The following is a 15,491-nucleotide window of genomic DNA, read 5'->3' as shown; positions in this document are numbered from 1 at the left end:
GATTCGGACAGTGATTCGGACTCTGACAGTGACTCTGATTCTGACAGCGACTCGGACTCTGACAGCGACTCTGATTCTGACAGTGACTCGGATTCTGACAGCGACTCTGATTCTGACAGCGACAGCGATTCGGACTCTGACAGTGACTCGGATTCTGACAGCGACAGCGATTCGGACTCTGACAGTGACTCGGACTCTGACAGTGACTCGGATTCTGACAGCGACTCGGACTCTGACAGCGATTCGGATTCTGATAGTGACTCGGATTCTGACAGTGACTCGGATTCTGACAGCGACTCTGATTCTGACAGTGATTCTGACTCTGACTCTGACAGCGACTCGGACTCTGACAGCGACTCTGATTCTGACAGTGACTCGGATTCGGACAGCGATTCGGATAGCGACAGCGATTCTGACTCTGACAGCGATTCTGATTCTGACAGTGACTCGGACTCTGACAGTGATTCTGATTCGGACAGTGACTCTGATTCTGACAGCGATTCTGATTCTGACAGCGACTCTGATTCTGACAGCGACTCTGATTCTGACAGTGACTCGGATTCGGACAGCGATTCGGATAGCGACAGCGATTCTGATTCTGACAGTGACTCGGACTCTGACAGTGACTCTGATTCTGACAGTGACTCGGACTCGGATTCTGATAGCGATTCGGACTCTGACAGCGACTCAGACTCTGACAGCGACTCTGATTCGGACAGCGATTCTGACTCTGACAGTGACTCTGACAGCGACTCTGACTCGGATTCGGACAGTGACTCGGATTCTGACTCGGACAGCGACTCGGACTCTGACAGCGACTCTGATTCTGACAGCGACTCGGATTCTGACAGCGACTCTGACTCTGACAGCGACTCGGACTCTGACAGCGACTCGGACTCTGATAGCGACTCGGATTCGGACAGTGACTCGGATAGCGATAGTGACTCGGATAGCGACAGCGATTCTGACTCTGACAGCGATTCTGATTCTGACAGTGACTCGGACTCGGACAGCGATTCTGACAGTGATTCAGATTCGGACAGTGACTCTGATTCGGACAGTGATTCGGACTCTGACAGTGACTCGGATTCTGACAGCGATTCGGACTCTGACAGCGACTCGGACTCTGACAGCGACTCGGATTCGGACAGTGACTCTGATTCGGACAGTGACTCTGATTCTGACAGTGATTCGGACTCTGACAGTGACTCGGATTCGGACAGCGATTCGGACTCTGACAGCGACTCGGATTCGGACAGTGACTCTGATTCGGACAGTGACTCTGATTCGGACAGTGATTCTGACTCTGACAGCGACTCTGATTCGGACAGTGACTCTGATTCGGACAGTGACTCTGATTCGGACAGTGACTCGGACAGTGACTCTGATTCGGACAGTGACTCTGATTCGGACAGCGATTCGGACTCTGACAGCGATTCTGATTCTGACAGCGATTCGGACTCTGACAGCGACTCGGACTCTGACAGCGACTCGGACTCTGACAGTGACTCTGATTCGGACAGCGACTCTGATTCGGACAGCGACTCTGATTCGGACAGCGACTCTGATTCGGACAGCGACTCGGATTCGGACAGTGATTCGGACTCTGACAGCGACTCTGATTCAGACAGTGACTCTGATTCGGACAGCGATTCTGACTCTGACAGCGACAGCGACTCTGATTCTGACAGCGACTCGGATTCTGACAGCGACTCTGACTCTGACAGTGACTCGGATTCTGACAGCGATTCGGACTCGGACAGCGATTCTGACTCTGACAGCGACTCTGATTCTGACAGCGACTCTGACTCTGATTCGGACAGTGATTCTGATTCGGACAGCGATTCGGACTCGGACAGTGATTCTGACAGTGACTCTGATTCTGACAGTGACTCAGACTCTGATAGCGACAGCGACAGCGACTCTGACTCTGACTCTGATTCTGACAGCGACAGTGACTCTGACAGTGACTCGGACTCTGACAGCGATTCTGACTCGGACTCTGACAGCGATTCTGACTCGGATTCGGACTTGGTTGCGAATGATGATTTGGCAACGCTCGATGCCAATATTGATCCGACGACAAGCTCTGTACCTACACAATCTAAGACGTCTGTAGTTTTACCTTCTTATGATGGTTTGATTTTGGATTGGACTTGGGCTGCGAACAATGCCTTGCAAGTAGAAGTTCCTCAAGGAACATTGCAGGACTTTAATGTAAATATCAGTGGCTTATATGCAGGTGTGGGTATTGTGAGTTTAGGCCTCGATGTTCTTCGCCTAAATGAAAATACAGGAGAGTATGAACTTTATGAGCATATTCCAAACGCCGGAACTGCTTTTGCAGCACTTGTAGGATTCTATACAGGCGGAACGACAATTAATGATTTACCTGAAGGTCAATATGCCATTGTCATGACAAATGACCAAGGGCTTAACTTTACAGGTTTAGGCTTCCCAACTTTAACTATTCCATCAGGTGGCGTAGCAACTGATTATGGTGAGGTTGTTGTAAGTGGCAATGTCATTGTTCCTGAAGGACTAGGAGATGTAGCGGATGTTGATCCTGAAGGTCAGCCATTAGTCGTTACGCAAGTAGTTTCTGAGACTGGTAATACATTAACAGTGAATCAATCTGATAATGGTTTCCAAAAAATAGAAGGTGCTTATGGTGACCTCTATATTGATAAGGATGGGAATTATGAATACATCCGAAATCCGGAAATTCCTAACTCAGTAGGTAAAGTTGATACGTTTACTTATACAATTCAAGATGTTGATGGAAATACAGCGACAGCTAATCTCAATATCCGAATTGATAGTTCTCAAGTAGACATTAACTGGCCAACTGACCCTACTTTGGATGGTACAGTTGATTTAGTTGCTACTAATGATATCAATGGCGCTCAAGTAGATTACACAAACTTTGTTGAAACAAAATCAGCAGATCTTGGTTCAATGACGGCTTCGGTTACTCGTACTGGTAGCTTATTTGGTGGTTATACTTATACGCGTAATCCTGGAACAGATACTTCAGATGCTATTACTGTAGATAAAAATGCCTCAGCTGTTTTATCTATCAAAGTTACTACAACTGATTCATCTGGCGCTAATAATGATACCTTCGGTTATAGCGTACAAAAATTGGTAGGGGGTAGCTGGCAAACTGTATATGTTTCACCAACTACAACTTATAGTCATCCATTCCTAGGTGGGTCGAATGCTACGATCATTGATAATAGTTATTCAATACCAGCGGATAGTGTAGCGACACAATGGCGTGTAGTTTATACAAGTACCGAAAGTAATGAGTCATTCCTTATTAATGGCACTAATACAACTTCAGTACAAACTTCAGTTCAACCAACAGTGACACATTATGATGCATTTACTGCTTCTGGAGAGTTTACTCCAGCGACAGGTAACATAATTACTGATGATAGTGGTAATGGTACTGACGTAACAGGAGGTGTGGGTACTAAATTGTTTGTGGAAAATGCAGCTGGTGTATTTGTTGAAGCTACTGGTCAAACTTTAGTTTACAGTAATGGAACATTAAATATTACTGCAAACGGTACATATACATTTACTCCAAATGCCACAGCAGACGGAAGTCAAACTACAAGTTTCAATTATAAACTTATAGCTGCGAATGGTGATGAAAGTAATGTAGCTACATTAGCAATTAATTTGGGTAGACATTATGAAACGGGCACTGGAAATGATTTAATTTCTGGTACATCAGGAAATGATGTTTATACAACTGGTACTGGTGCAGATACAGTTATATTTAAACTTCTAAATGCTACGGATCCTACAGGTGGAAATGGTTCAGATACTTGGAGTGATTTTAATAAAGCAGAAGGAGATAAAATCGATATAAGTAATTTATTATCAGGTCAGTCTGTTAATAATACAAATATTGGTCAATATGTAACTGCTACTCAAGTAGGTAGTGATACAGTAATTAATATAGATAGAGATGGAAGTGGAGGATCTTATAATTCTACAGAAATCTTAACTATTAAAAATACTAATACTACGATTGATGAACTACTACAAAATAGTCAAATATTATTTTAATTTGATTACTTAATAAAAGAGGATCTACGGATCCTCTTTTTATTTTGTCTAAATAATTTTTATATTAAATGTGATATGTTATAATAAGTTAAAAGATTTTTTGAAGAGATAATATGGAAATTAATACATATAGTAAATTTGAGGAATTCAAAAGAAAATTAAAAGATTGGTTGGTAATTCAATTAAAAAGCCACTCTGAAATGGAGAAAGATATATGTATTTTCTTATCTGTTGGAAATGAAAAAAAACGCTGTGAAGTATGGAATACTTTTGATGAAAATATTAATACTGTATTAAAAAGAATATATTCTTTTTTAGATAAATTATATTCTAAAAATAGAGGATTACCTGAGTTTTTTAAAATAGATATTGCATATAATATTAGTGAGGAGAACTGGGGAGATGTTGATTTTTCTGTTTTAAATCAGGAGCATAATAATCATTATAGAAAAGGTGTTAGCTTTGATGAAAAATTTAATATATGTTTTTTAGAACAAGAAATATATAGTAAAGCTATTATAAAAGGTATTTCATTTGATAAACCTAATTTTTTTGATGAAAAGAACCTTAATGATGCGATAAAAGCAAAATATAAAAATATTACTAAGTATTTTAAATTAGATGATATAAAAAAAGTGTGGGTTTTTGATACTATAGCTGCTTTTTATGAAAATGGGGTGTTTATTGATTTGCAGACTAGAGGTGTAGCAAATGGAATAAGATTTAATTCTAAAATTAATAATGCTGATATTAAAGAAATTATTATTAATAATGCTGAGTTTTTGTATAATCAAATTATGGATGATGGTCGCTTTGTTTATGGATATTTTCCCGCGTATGATAGGGAGATTAAAAGCTATAATACTGTCAGACATTGTACATCTTTATATGCATTGTTAGAAACATTGGAAGTGGATTTTAATAAAAAATATTTAGATAAAATTGAAAAATCTATGGAGTATGCATTCGAAAAATTTTATAAAATTATAGAAGAAAAAGGATTTATGATTGATGGGGAACAAGATTTAGAAATAAAATTAGGATCAAATGCAACTACAATTTTTATGCTTGCTAAATATCAGGAAATAACGGGTAATGATAAGTATCTTAAAAATGCTGAAATGTTAGCAAAAGGGATACAATATATGATTGATGAACATGGACAGACTAGTCATATTTTAAATTATCCTTCATTAAGTGTAAAAGAAAAATTTAGAATTGTATATTATGATGGTGAAGCTGCTTTAGGGCTCTTACGTTTATATCAGATTAACAAAGATGAAGATTTACTAAATACAGTTAAACTAATATTTGATAATTTTATTGTTAAAAAATATGATAAATATCATGATCATTGGTTAAGTTATTGTACAAATGAATTAACAAAAATATGTCCTGAAGAAAAATATTTTAAATTCGGAATGAATAATTATCTGAATCACATGGATTTTATTAAAAATAGAAAAACTGCTTATGCAACATTTTTAGAAATGATGATGTCAGCATATAAAATGGTTTTATATATGCGAGATAATGGTTATCTAGATTTATTTAATGAAGCTAAGTTTAATGAATTAAAAGAATTAATTAAATATAGAGTTGAATTTCAACTTTCTACAGGTTTCTTTTATCCAGAATTAGCGATGTATATGGCTAGGCCAGACAAAATTAAGAATGCATTCTTTGTTAGGCATGATCGTTTTAGAGCAAGAATAGATGATCAAGAGCATAATTTATCTGGTTTAGTAGCTTTTTATAAATATTTTGAGTGACATATGAAAAGACAATATATAGAGCTAAAAAAAAATATGAGTAAACATAATATATATTTTACTCGTAATGGTAACTCAAGGTTTCTTGATGAAGATTACATTAATTTTCTCGAAAAAGTAGAAATTGAACCATTTTGTGCATTTTTAGTCGGTAATAATGTTTGGAGTATGGGGGCATTTTCTTATAGCTGGTCTGTATTACCAATTACGACTAAAGTTGGTCGGTATTGCTCAATAGCAGAGGGAGTAAGAGTGCTTGGTTTAAGGCATCCTCATGAATGGCTCACAACCTCAGCAACAACATATGATCGAAATTTTATAATTTATCAAAAATATTTGGAAGTTAATAAGATGGATCAAAATGCTCGAAGGTTACCAAATAACCCTGAGTTCAAAATACTTGATATTGGTCATGATGTTTGGATAGGGGCAAGGGTGTTGCTAAAACCAACAATAACTATCGGAAATGGAGCTGTAATTGCTGCAAATTCAGTCGTTACAAAGGATGTTCCCCCTTATGCAATTGTCGGTGGTAATCCAGCCAAAATTATAAAATACAGATTTGATGAGGATATTATTAACCATTTATTAAAATCAAAATGGTGGGAATATGGATTTTCAGATATTCAAAAAATGGAAATAGATAATATTCAAAAATTTTTAATTGAATTTAATTTACAAAAAAACAATTTAGTAAAAATGAACTTAGAAAAATTAATAGTGGAGTGAAGAATGAGCACTATTACAACTATTGATACTAGATTAATAGGATTAGCCGAATTTAACTCAATTATGAAAAAAATTGAGAGAATCTCTGCTAAATCATTATCAATCTATATTGTTGATGAAGAGCATAGTATTGAGGTTTATTCTAGGAACGAAAATATAAAAATTGTACCTGGGTCAGTTATAAAATTGTTAACACTCTTTTTGGTATTCGATTTAAATATTTCTTTAAGAGAGATTGTGAAAATTAAAAAAAATAATCTAATTGTTGGAAGTGGTTATAACTTATTTGAAAATGATCTTATAACAATTAATGACTTACTTAAAAATATGTTATTTAAATCAAGTAATACAAGTGCTGAGGTTTTAAAGGAAGTAATTGAAGAAAAAACGAAAATTTCTTATGAAGAGCATGCAATAAAATTAATAAATAAACTCGGGATGAAACTTACAAATATTTTAAATTCCCATGGCTTATATAAAAACAAACAATATACAACTGTTGATGATTTATTGAAACTAGTTGTAAATATGTTGAAGAACAAAGAAATAGAATCTTTCTTATTTTATGCTCATCAGAGTATCGTTGTTCAGAGAAATAAAAATTATATCAATATTGATTTTGAAACAAATGAAAAAATATTTATTAAAACAGGAACACTTTTTCCCAATGTATTTAATAGTATACAGATAGTAAAAATACGCAATAATTACCTTATTGCTTGTCTAGGATATTCAAAAAGTGATCATAGTAGATTGATTGATCAAGAAATAATTAATGATTTAATGGGAGTAATATAATGTCTATATTTGGAATTTTAAAACCAGCAAAGAATCTAACAGATGTAGAGGAAATTTTCATAATTGTTGCCCAAAGTCGAGGGCATGAAGCTTATGTTTTTACAGCAAAAGATGTATATTTTGAAACTGAAAAGATAGTAGGTAAGACTATATTAAATGGAAAAGTTTTAGAAAAAGAATTTAACTTTCCTGATGTAATTCAAAATAGGCTAGCTGTTAAGGCTGAGGATAAAGAAATATATTTAAAATTAGCAGAAATAATTCCTTTTACTTCAAATAGAATTGGAACAAAAAAAAATGTTGACCTAAAACTTAAAAAAATTGAAGATATCAATGAATTCTTGATAAGTGTTGATGACTGTAAAGAATTTGATGATCTTTCGAATGCAATTCAAAAATATAAGAAAGTGATATTAAAACCATTATCAAGTAATCAAGGGAAAGGAATTTTTTCTGTAGAATTTTTAGGTAAAAAATATATAGTAAAACAGTTGGATAAAAGATATGAGTTTAATAAAAATGAACTTAGAAATTTTTTTGATAAAGATATCAAAAATAAAGGTTACTCCTTAAGTAAATATTTTAATAGTTCTACAAATAATTCACTTAATACAGTCTTTCGGATGCAAATTAGTAGAGGTGCAGGTGGAAAGTGGAAATTAATAAAATTCTTTCCCTATGTAAATATTAATAAAAATATTGATATTACAAATGGTATGCAAGGAGCTTTAATTACCACGCGTGAAAAAATGTTTTTAGAACAATTTTATCCAGACTCATTTGAAAAAATTAATAAAAGTATAAAGAAGATCTTCGAAAAATTTCCACTCGCTTTTCAAAAGCAATATGCATGGCGTTTAGATTCATTAGGATTAGACTTAGGCATTGATCAGGAAGGGAATATTGCTATATTTGAAGTCAATGCAGGCCCCGGAATTGGATTTATGGCCTATCCTGTAGCTAAAGCTCAGGTTGATTACTATGAGTGGTTACAAGAAAATGCAAAACCCCCTTTCAAAAATAACTTTTTACCTATCAATTTAAGATAAGGGAATCATAATGTTAAAGGAAAAGAGTATATATATGCTTTATCCTGCAATTAAGCAGGAAAAAAATGGTCTATTAATTGCATTGATCAAGAGAGCAGATTTATTTAGTAGAAATAGAATTAAAGTAAATATATGTACTCTTTCTTATAACCCTATGATTAATTTACTTTATAAGGATCTGTATATAAGTAAATTGTTGGATTTTGAAGTAAATGAAAATATTAATTTTTTAAATTTATATTCTTTTTATCAAAAAAATGAATTTTCAATTAATTTTGAAGCTGAAGAAAATTATAAATTTACTATAGAAGAAAAAAGTATTGAAAGTGATAGTTTAGGAAATTTTAAAGTCTTTGATGATAAAAATAAACTCTGTAAATATTATGTTAAAAATAAGCAAGGACTTTTAAGTCATATAAATATTTTTGAATCCGGACAAATAGTTAAAAGATTGAAATTTAATGAAAAGGGAGTTTTGAGCTCATCACAAGTCTTAGATAGTAATAGATTAGTTATCACGGAAGACTTTTATGATATTAATAATCATCTTGTTCTATCTAGAAATTATAATAAGGAAGGAAAGATAGTTAGTCTATATCTATATGAAGCGGAGGGTGTAATTTCACGAAAGTTTAGTTCAGAAATTGAATTGTTTGAATATACTTTATCCAAAATTAATATGAATGAGCACAAGGTTTATATTATTGACAGAGCTATAGTTTTTGCAAAAAACTTACTATTGAATAAAAAAGAAAATTCTACTGTGATTGGGATTATTCATGCTGCACATTATTCAAAAGCTAGAGAAAAATACTCAAAAACCAATGCTCACTACAATAGCTATATTGAGAACTTAGATAAAATAGATCATCTTATTTTTCTAACAGAGAAACAAAAAATAGATTTTAGTGAAAGATTTGGTTCTTATTCTAACTATACCGTTATCCCACATTTCTACAAAAGTACAAGCTTTGGTGATAGTTCAACTTCACGACAGAAATATCAATGTGTATGCTTAGCAAGATTTGATAAAGTAAAAAGGCTAGATTTACTTATCGAAATATTTGGTGAAATTCACAAAAAAATTCCTCAAGCAAATTTAGATATTTACGGTTTTGGACCTGAAAAAGAAAACTTAATAAAAATTATAAAAAATAATGATTTGGAAGGAATAGTCCGACTACGAGATTTCGTTTCCGATGTAAATTCCGTACTCAAAAATGCAGATCTAATGTTATTTACTAGCGGATCTGAAGGGTTTTGTATGGCTATACTAGATTCTCTAAAGAATAATTGTCCAGTAATTTCTTTTGATATTGATTATGGACCCAGTGAAATGATTATTAATGACTATAATGGATATTTGATTGAGGATAATAACACGGAAAAATTTATTAATACTACTGTAGAATTATTAAATAATAGAGAGAAAATAAATTTATTCCATAAAAACTGCGCTAAATCTGTATGGAGATTCAATGATGACAATAATTTTAAGTTATGGAAAAATATTATATTTAAATGATATGTTGAAGATTATTTTCTTATTTTTAATCTCATCATTGAGTTTGGCTTGTTTAGCGGCGGATAAAGAAAATATGGCTATCAAAGAAGAAAAAAAATATTATAAATCTGGAAAAATTAGGGTGGTCTATAGTCTGAATGAGATAGAACAGACAGATATCAATAAAAATAATATTCCAGATTATATAGAAAACATTGCAATTCAAGCTAATGCAACTATAGATGCACTTGACTATCTAGGTTTTATTAATCCTCTCAATAGCCCTAGATATAAATCTGAGGTAAGGTATATTGATATTCATATAGTTGGTCTAAGTTATAATGGTATTGCCTACGATAAACCCTATTTATCCAGTTTTGAGGGGACAAAAAAAGAAAAAGCATTATTAATCAAATTAAATAGTAGATTAAAAAATTTTCCGGGTAATTACTGGACAGTTGTTGCTCATGAGATATTTCATCTTTATCAATATGGGTATAGTCCATTAAAACCAAGTTGGTATCTTGAAGGTATGGCAAACTGGTCAGAAAGATTATTAAGAAAAGATGACATTGATATAAAGGGGAGAGTTCTTTTACCAACAAGTAGTAGCAGTTTACAAAATAATATTTACCAAGTACCTTACAATAAGTTGTGGTATAGATTAGCTTTTTTGTCTAAGATGAATGACAATCAATTGAATTTACCAGATAGCATAATAAAGCGTACGTATGTTGATGGTAGTTTAGTTTTTAAAGATAAGTCTTTCTCTGGTTATATATTTATGAGGAATTTTTTATCAAATTTATCACTAGCAGCAAGTGATCGAAGTGTCTTACTTCCATTAAATAGATATAATAATTTTTATAACTCAGCAATAGTTATTAAATGCCTTAAAAAAACAATCCTAGAATCTGGAATAAAACTAAATTCTGATGAGAAAGATTTTTTATCTTTGTAATTCTTGGTGTCTATAATTAATTTTAAATATAAAAATTATAAAATAGTTTTATTATATTTTTAATATTTTCTAAAAGTGTAATTTTTTAAATTATTAAAAAAGTACTTTTTTAATTGAAAGGTGACTTAAAAAAAGGATTTAAAACATAATTTTAAAACATTTTTTAAGTTGTGAGTGAGCTTATTGCATGTAAATTAAGGATAATTTTTTTCTTATAAAAATTTATTTTGCACTTAATTAATTTGTAATTGATAAGGTTTAGCTCTCATGTGAATATAATCTTGAGGATGCTTATTATATAATTATCCTCGTATTTCAGGTTTGAGTGATATTCACTAAGTCCACAGTCTTTTAGGGTGTGGACTCTTCTTAATTGATAAAGAATTTAAACTATATTGATTTCTTTTATTTTTATTTAAGAGTGTAAAGTTAAAATTCACTTAAACTTATTTTAGTGACATATCTATTATTAATAATCCTACTTCTATAAAATTTAATTTAAGATGGGTTTTATAAAAATGGATGTTTATATATTTAACATGAGGATTAAAATTAATGAAGAATTTAATTCTAACTCAAATCGTATTTTCATTAACATTAATCTTAGCTGGATGCGTGAATCAACCGTATGGGCATCAATCGGTTTATTCACCAGCTTCTATTAATACCATTGCTAATCATAAGTTGTACTTGATAGCAGAAAAATCAGGCTATCCTAGCGTAGGTACGGGTGAGGTTACCGAAGATAAAGCTGCTCAATATGCAAGTAATCATAAGAAAACAGTGATTTGTGATAAGCATCATTACTATGCTGCGAGTAATGTTAGTAGTGATTTGAAACAGACAAAAATTATTTTAGTAAGTGGTGAGGAGATTGATGTCTCTAAATCATGCTGGGTAGAAGATGCAAAGCCACAAAATTCAATTTATGTCTCTAAATCATCTGTTAGTCATGGTTTTTAATAATTAAGTACATAAAAGTAGACTAAGCTTTAGCTGCTTAGTCTGCCTATAAGACATTCAAATAATTTTAAGAATTTTTTTTAAACGTTAGCTATTTAAACTAAAGTAATTAATTGAAGCAATAGCCTGAAAATAATTTTTATATAATTCTATATTTAAATCTATCAAATTATTTTTTTCAATTTCTATTAAGTATATCTTATTATTGTTTACTTCATTTCTTTTTAAAATATACTCTATTATTGAACCTATTTCATTTTTTTTACTTATATTTATTTTTATTATAAAAACTGAAAAACCTATTTCTTTCATTTTTTTTGCATAGAAGCTAGCATAAGTTTTTGTACTTTTTATTAAACCTGTATCAAAAATAATAATTGTAGGAAAAGGTCCAATTCCTGTAGGAATATAAATCTTACCTGTGGTTGGGCCTATTGAAGAATTCCAAAAAATATCATTCATATTAAATATTTATCATATTTTAAAATAAATAAATTTTCATAATATATGCTTTAAAAGCATAAAATTGCTTTCGTTGAAAGCCAAAATTTATAAATTTCAAATGGTTAAATTGTTAAGCCATATTTCTAAATAGATTTATACTATAAAGATTTTCTTGAGAGTTGAATCATTTTAATTCATAGGAAGCAACTCTACGATGTAAATATAATATAATCAATAGAAAATTTATATAAATTATATTTTATTTAAAGTAATTTTTCTAAATTATTGAAAAATAAAATATTTTTTTGATATATTTGGAGTTGAATAATAATGGATTTAAAGAAAAAATAATTATAATAAAAACTATAAAAATTACTTTTAACGAATTATAAGGAAAAAAGTAATTTAATATATAATAGTTTATATCTAAATTTCAAACGGAAATAAATTTTGAATTTATAAATTTCAATGGTTTATTTTGTTTGGTTCCTAAAATTTAGCGTTATCTGAAGTTGAGTTTACTTAGCCGCCTAATACTTGCTAATATTATATGAATCATTACTCTTCCTTTTTTATATTATTCCATGTGCGTTATAGAATATAAATTCTAATAATTACAATATATTACTTTTCGTTGCATTATTTAAAATTCTTTGGATTACTGTTCTTGTAACTGAAAATTCTTTAGCGAGTGAATATACGCTATAGCCTTTCTTAAATAATTCAATCACTCTATTTTTTTGTTCATTATTTAAAATTTCTGGCCGACCAACTTTTCTTGTTGGTTTGTGATCCTTAAATATCTTATTGTCAGACTTGAACAACTTCTCAAATTCGGCTGATAACTTTAAAAAATGGAGGAAGAAAATTTTCAAGTCACCATTAATTTCATTTTTAGAATAATCTAAGCATATTAATCGAATCTTTTTTTGATCAATTTTGTCAACTATTCCTAAAATTTCCTCAAAGCTGTTACCTAAGCAATCCATGCTTTTTATCACTAAAGCATCTCCTTCTTCTAAAGAATAGCTTATTAAATTAAGAAATTTATCTCTATAAGCAATAGATTTACCAACAGATACTTCTTCTACTACTAATCTATTCTTTTGGATTTTATAGCCATACTCACTAAAAAAAGAGATATATCTAGAAAATTCAAATTGCAAATTAGGCTCTATTCTAACATAGGCATATGTACGCATATTAAAAAACCAAAATTAAACAAAAACAAAACAAATCTTAGCATCTTATTTTTTTAAAAAAAACATGAACTAAATCACAAAAGTGTACTATACAGTGTTTAAAACATATAAATTAAGTGCATAACTAATAATTATTTTCTCCTAACTTTTATTAATATCCATAAGTATATTAATTAATAATTTTTTGGATATAGTATGTTGCATTTTGAATTAACCATTTACTTTAAATGTTTATGAATTTAATATAAATCTGATATTAAAATCTAGTTTTATTTGTTATTTAAATTAATTTAAGCAAATAAAATATAAGAAAATAAAATGTTATTAGTTTTTTGCTTGTTGATAATTAACTTATGTATTTGATTTTTAATAACTTATTTTTTGTTTTTATTTTGTTTTTGATTGGATGTATAAATTTATTAAAAATTAAATACATAGGTTTAAAACAGATTCAAATAATTAATTATAAGAATTACTTATTTTGGAGCTATAAATATATTTATCCATAGATTTTTAAAATTTTAATATTTTTTCTAATATTATTTAAAATTTATTGTTAATATTTTTCTAATTTTGATTAATGGTATCTAACGTTAAAAATAATAATTAATTTACTATACTTTTATTTTTTTATTTATATAATGTTTTTATATATTATATATTTTTTGTTATTTTAATGAGTGGAACTATAAAAAGATTTATATTAATATAAATAAGTATAAATTTAAGATATTAATTATAAAACAAACAATAAGTGAAGCTCTAAAAGTGTTTAGAACCAATTCTTTGATTTGAACATACTTTGGAAATATACTTCACATAACTCTAAGGAATGGGGAAGTATGCGTACTTATGCTTATATGCGGTTTAATTCTAATATTGATGAATTTGATAAAGAAAAAGATTTTTTTATTTCATTGTTAAATGATTTTAACCATATAGTTCAATATAGTAGAGTAGTGTTAGAGTTAGTCTCAGTTGATAAGTCTATTACTTTTAGAACTATATTTTTTAATTTAATTAATTATTCTTTGGAAGAGGGTGACTTTTTAATTGTTAAAAGTATTGACTGTTTAGGAAATTGTTTTAAAGAAATATTATCTACAATTATTTTAATTGAAAGAAAAAAAATTAAATTACTTATATTGGATTATATAAATAGTGAGTTGGAAGGTGATATTAAAAATAAACTTATCCATTTTTTAGAAATTTGCATTGATTTTGAAAAACTTTTCTTGTCTGATCAAACTGTACAAAAAAAACATAGCTTATCTAAAAAAGTTGGTAGACCTGAAAAATTAACAAATGATCAAAAACAGGAAGTCATTAATAAGTTTAAAAAAGGATTTAGTGTATATTCTTTAGCTAAGGATCTTGCTGTGTCGAGGACTGTCATACAAAGAATAATTGAAAAATCTAGTGAGTAATTATAAATATTAATATTAGATTAAAATAATTTTTATTTTTTGGTTGCTTGTTGTGTATTAAATTGTGTTTTAATCTTTAATTTAATACTTATTAATTTAAATCTTAATTTTTAAATTAAATTCATATTGATGTTTTTATTTTTCTATTGATATTGTTATATAAGTTTTATAGTGTAATTTTAATTGATTGAAAGTTGTGTTGCCTAACTATACGATTAATCATAGGATGTAATAAATTAAAATATGGATATGAATATTGATTTAAATAAATGGAAGTGCTCTATTTGTAATGGTTTTATTGAGGTTGATCATTCAAAAATTCAAAAAGAAGATTCAGTACAATTTATATACAGGCGAATAACTAATAATAATTCTTTTTATTTTATTTATAGAGTTGGTTTGGTAGTTAGCCGAAAAGAAAAATTATTAACTATTAAATATAAAAGTAGGCTATATAAAGTTCTCGATAGTGATACTTATCCTATAAGTGCTCCAGCTCTTATTATCTATAATATGTTTTGGATTTGCGGTTGTTAGTTTCTGAATGTTAAAAAGATTT

At 30.0% G+C, this 15,491-nt stretch carries 12 protein-coding genes; 10 read left to right on the top strand and 2 right to left on the bottom strand.

The features are described from left to right. From KTH84_RS17275 to KTH84_RS17235, 9 genes are all read left to right on the top strand, one after another. Window positions 1–2,119: hypothetical protein (locus tag KTH84_RS17275; protein ID WP_262474435.1), on the top strand; the 2,119-nt coding region annotated here is incomplete at its 5' end. Then, on the top strand, window positions 2,032–4,083 hold the full coding sequence (locus tag KTH84_RS17270) for a type I secretion C-terminal target domain-containing protein (protein ID WP_197731021.1): 2,052 nt from the start codon (window positions 2,032–2,034) through the stop codon (window positions 4,081–4,083). The genes KTH84_RS17275 and KTH84_RS17270, both read left to right, overlap by 88 nt. 113 nt (window positions 4,084–4,196) lie before the next feature. Continuing rightward, window positions 4,197–5,855 (top strand): glycoside hydrolase family 127 protein, encoded by a 1,659-nt coding sequence (locus KTH84_RS17265; RefSeq protein WP_262474433.1) that lies wholly within the window; start codon window positions 4,197–4,199, stop codon window positions 5,853–5,855. Window positions 5,856–5,858: 3 nt separating this feature from the next. After that, entirely contained in the window at window positions 5,859–6,584 is a 726-nt protein-coding gene (locus KTH84_RS19020; RefSeq protein WP_316249459.1) for a CatB-related O-acetyltransferase, read from the top strand. Between the two features lie 3 nt (window positions 6,585–6,587). Continuing rightward, a complete protein-coding gene (locus KTH84_RS17255) occupies window positions 6,588–7,382 on the top strand; it encodes a serine hydrolase (protein ID WP_262474432.1) in 795 nt (264 codons plus the stop codon). Continuing rightward, window positions 7,382–8,431 carry a YheC/YheD family protein gene (locus KTH84_RS17250; protein WP_262474431.1) on the top strand — a complete coding sequence of 350 codons (1,050 nt, stop codon included), beginning with the start codon at window positions 7,382–7,384 and terminating at the stop codon, window positions 8,429–8,431. Before KTH84_RS17255 ends, KTH84_RS17250 begins: the two co-directional genes overlap by 1 nt. Before the next feature lie 10 nt (window positions 8,432–8,441). Next, window positions 8,442–9,956, top strand: a complete 1,515-nt coding sequence (locus tag KTH84_RS17245) for a glycosyltransferase (protein WP_262474430.1) — start codon at window positions 8,442–8,444, stop codon at window positions 9,954–9,956. Continuing rightward, window positions 9,910–10,896, top strand: a complete 987-nt coding sequence (locus KTH84_RS17240; RefSeq protein WP_262474428.1) for a basic secretory family protein — start codon at window positions 9,910–9,912, stop codon at window positions 10,894–10,896. Before KTH84_RS17245 ends, KTH84_RS17240 begins: the two co-directional genes overlap by 47 nt. A gap of 555 nt (window positions 10,897–11,451) precedes the next feature. Beyond that, complete coding sequence (locus tag KTH84_RS17235; protein WP_133975177.1) at window positions 11,452–11,859, top strand: hypothetical protein; 408 nt, start codon at window positions 11,452–11,454, stop codon at window positions 11,857–11,859. 87 nt (window positions 11,860–11,946) lie between these two features. On the opposite strand, the gene KTH84_RS17230 is transcribed toward KTH84_RS17235, so the two are convergent. Then, window positions 11,947–12,321, bottom strand: a complete 375-nt coding sequence (locus tag KTH84_RS17230; protein ID WP_262474426.1) for a hypothetical protein — start codon at window positions 12,319–12,321, stop codon at window positions 11,947–11,949. Between the two features lie 596 nt (window positions 12,322–12,917). After that, a complete protein-coding gene (locus tag KTH84_RS17225; protein ID WP_262474423.1) occupies window positions 12,918–13,505 on the bottom strand; it encodes a recombinase family protein in 588 nt (195 codons plus the stop codon). A gap of 842 nt (window positions 13,506–14,347) precedes the next feature. Between KTH84_RS17225 and KTH84_RS17220 the strand changes: the two genes are divergently transcribed. Next, window positions 14,348–14,932, top strand: coding sequence for a resolvase (locus KTH84_RS17220; RefSeq protein ID WP_262474422.1), 585 nt, complete (start codon window positions 14,348–14,350; stop codon window positions 14,930–14,932). Window positions 14,933–15,491 lie beyond the last annotated feature (559 nt).

Origin of the sequence: Acinetobacter sp. WU_MDCI_Abxb74, from assembly GCF_025513915.1 — a bacterium.
Lineage (GTDB): Bacteria > Pseudomonadota > Gammaproteobacteria > Pseudomonadales > Moraxellaceae > Acinetobacter > Acinetobacter calcoaceticus_C.
The sequence above is the reverse complement of the archived record's forward strand: the minus strand, read 5'-3'. Positions and strand labels throughout refer to the sequence as shown.

Excerpts from the sequence above, each read along its gene's own strand:
- KTH84_RS17265 (WP_262474433.1), top strand. The coding sequence starts at position 4,197 with ATGGAAATTAATACATATAGTAAATTTGAGGAATTCAAAAGAAAATTA.
- KTH84_RS19020 (WP_316249459.1), top strand. The coding sequence starts at position 5,859 with ATGAAAAGACAATATATAGAGCTAAAAAAAAATATGAGTAAACATAAT.
- KTH84_RS17255 (WP_262474432.1), top strand. The coding sequence starts at position 6,588 with ATGAGCACTATTACAACTATTGATACTAGATTAATAGGATTAGCCGAA.
- KTH84_RS17250 (WP_262474431.1), top strand. The coding sequence starts at position 7,382 with ATGTCTATATTTGGAATTTTAAAACCAGCAAAGAATCTAACAGATGTA.
- KTH84_RS17245 (WP_262474430.1), top strand. The coding sequence starts at position 8,442 with ATGTTAAAGGAAAAGAGTATATATATGCTTTATCCTGCAATTAAGCAG.
- KTH84_RS17240 (WP_262474428.1), top strand. The coding sequence starts at position 9,910 with ATGATGACAATAATTTTAAGTTATGGAAAAATATTATATTTAAATGAT.
- KTH84_RS17235 (WP_133975177.1), top strand. The coding sequence starts at position 11,452 with ATGAAGAATTTAATTCTAACTCAAATCGTATTTTCATTAACATTAATC.
- KTH84_RS17230 (WP_262474426.1), bottom strand. The coding sequence starts at position 12,321 with ATGAATGATATTTTTTGGAATTCTTCAATAGGCCCAACCACAGGTAAG.
- KTH84_RS17225 (WP_262474423.1), bottom strand. The coding sequence starts at position 13,505 with ATGCGTACATATGCCTATGTTAGAATAGAGCCTAATTTGCAATTTGAA.
- KTH84_RS17220 (WP_262474422.1), top strand. The coding sequence starts at position 14,348 with ATGCGTACTTATGCTTATATGCGGTTTAATTCTAATATTGATGAATTT.